The following is a 2,523-nucleotide window of genomic DNA, read 5'->3' as shown; positions in this document are numbered from 1 at the left end:
TTCGCTTAAAAGAAGAATTCTCTTTACCAACAATACCATCTTGGTTTAAACTTCCAAAAGATCCATAAAATGATAATTTTTTATCGCCACCAGATACGTTTAAATCATAACGTGTTATTGGTGCTTTTTCAAATATAGCATCCAACCAATTAGTATCTACTCCGTTACTTACAACAGAACCAATTCCAGCTTCGTTCATATATTCTACAAACTGTGAAGCATTCATCAATTCCATATCTGTGTTAACAAATTGGGTTCCTAATTGTGTACTAAAACCAACTTTAACTCCACCATTACTGCTACGACCAGCTTTAGTTGTAATAATAACAACACCATTAGCGCCTTCTGTACCGTAAATTGCTGCAGAAGCAGCATCTTTTAAAATTTCGATATTTGCAATATCACCAGGTGCTATAGTTGATATGTTTGATACTTTCATACCATCAACAATATATAAAGGTTCTGAATTTCCACTTGAACCTGCACCACGAATACGTATTTGAGCACCTTGACCAGGTGAACCTGATGAAGAAGAAACCGTTACACCAGATGTTCTACCTTGTAAAACTTGTTCTACACGTTGATTTGATGAACTTTTTATTTGTTTAGAATCAATACTAGAAATAGCTCCGGTAACTAAACTCTTCTGTTTAGTTCCATAACCAACTACAACTACTTCATCTAGTTGTGCTGCATCTTCTTCAAGTAATACATTAATTGATGATTGTCCTGTATAGCTTACTTCTTGTGTTAAATATCCAAGAAATGAAAAGACTAACACCTCTCCATTGCTAACGCTTATATCAAATTTCCCATCAAAATCTGTAACGGTTCCAGTTGTAGTTCCTTTTACCAATACATTAACCCCAGGAACGGGACCTGAGTTATCGGAAACTATACCCGATACCGATTGTGCATAAATAATACTTCCTAGTAGTAAAAATACTGGAAGTACTAGTTTTTTTAGTAATCTGTTTTTCATAAAATTTAGTTTAGAATTAGTAATTATTTAGTTTTTTAATAGTCATTATTACTTAAAGTGGTTAGTTATTAAGTAATCTTTTTAAAAAATGAATAAAACAAGAAATACTAATAATGCTATAACTATAACAATTAGGAATATCTCTATAACTTTAATCCATTTTGATGACTTCACTTTCATAGTTCATCAAATGTTAAATAAATATTAAATTATATATATAACTAATAGTGCAAATATTAGTGAATTTGAAGCAATTTTATGCTTTGGTGAGTGTGATGCAGCATTTGATACATTGCATGCGCCATTTATTATAGTAACAATTAAGCGAGTATTTACAATACTTTAAGTATGTGTAAATTAGATTATATGGCAGATTTATTTTTCGCTAATGACTATAATTCTTTATACAATATGTACAAAATATTCTAAATAATAATTGTAGATATTTTAAAATTGTTAAGATTTTGACTCAACATCTGTAGGCAATAATCCAAAATAACTTTTAAAACATTTTGTGAAATAAGAAGGTGAAGAAAACCCTACTTTGTAACAAACTTCACTTATGTTCGTATTTCCTTTTTCAATAATTTGTTTTGCCTTTTGAAGTCTAATATTTCTTAAAAACTCATTAGCAGTTTGGTTTGTGAGAGCCTTAATTTTTCTGTAAAATTGACTTCTACTTAAATTTAATTTAGCTGCAAGCAATTCTACATTTAAATCTGGGTTGCCAATATTATCATTGATGTAGTTTAAAACTTTCTCTATAAATTCTTTATCTAAAGAAGTTGTATTAATATTTGCTGGAATGTCACTAATTAGGCTAAAGTATTTATTGAAAATTAATTGTCTGCTTGTTATTAATTGTGATAAACGCAACCTTAATAACCTCATATCAAAAGGTTTTACCATATAAGCATCTGCTCCTAATTCAATACCTTCCATTCTGTCTTCAATTTTAGTTTTTGCAGTAAGCATTAATAAAGGAATATGACTTGTGCTTATATCAGTCTTTATTTTTTTACAAAAGTCGAAACCGTTCATTTCTGGCATTATAACATCGGTTATAATAACATCTGGGAGGGATTCTTTTGCTATTTCTAATCCTTTTTTTCCGTTTTCGGCAGTTAATACTTTGTAATCATTTCCAATCTCATTTTTTAAATAATCTCTAAGTTCTGCGTTATCTTCTACAATAAGCAAGGTATATTTATAACTGCTTTGATTCTCCGAACTATTTTTTTCTTTTTCTATTGGAGGATGTGTAGGCGTAAACTCTTCGTTTTTAAATTCTTGCGCTATCTTTTCTGTTGCTATTTCACTCTCATTAAAATGTGATTTTCCAGCAGGTAATATAATTTTGAATGTACTTCCTATTCCAACTTCGCTTTTTACTTCAATCTTACCTTTATGGAGATTAACAAATTCTCTAACTACCTCTAAGCCAATGCCAGTACCGCCATAGTACCCCTTATTTAAGTTTTCCGCTTGATAAAATCGTTCAAAAATTCTTTCCACTTCTTCTTGGGCTATTCCTATACCTG

At 30.2% G+C, this 2,523-nt stretch carries 2 protein-coding genes; both read right to left on the bottom strand.

Annotated features, from left to right (window positions below; all coding sequences use genetic code 11):
• Positions 1–982: carboxypeptidase-like regulatory domain-containing protein (locus WBN21_RS12740; RefSeq protein WP_424200861.1), on the bottom strand; the 982-nt coding region annotated here is incomplete at its 3' end.
• Positions 983–1,438: 456 nt separating this feature from the next.
• A partial coding sequence (locus WBN21_RS12735) for a response regulator (protein ID WP_424200859.1) occupies positions 1,439–2,523 on the bottom strand: 1,085 nt, incomplete at its 5' end.

This window comes from Algibacter sp., from assembly GCF_049667265.1.
Taxonomy (GTDB): Bacteria; Bacteroidota; Bacteroidia; order Flavobacteriales; family Flavobacteriaceae; genus Algibacter_B.
The sequence above is the reverse complement of the archived record's forward strand: the minus strand, read 5'-3'. Positions and strand labels throughout refer to the sequence as shown.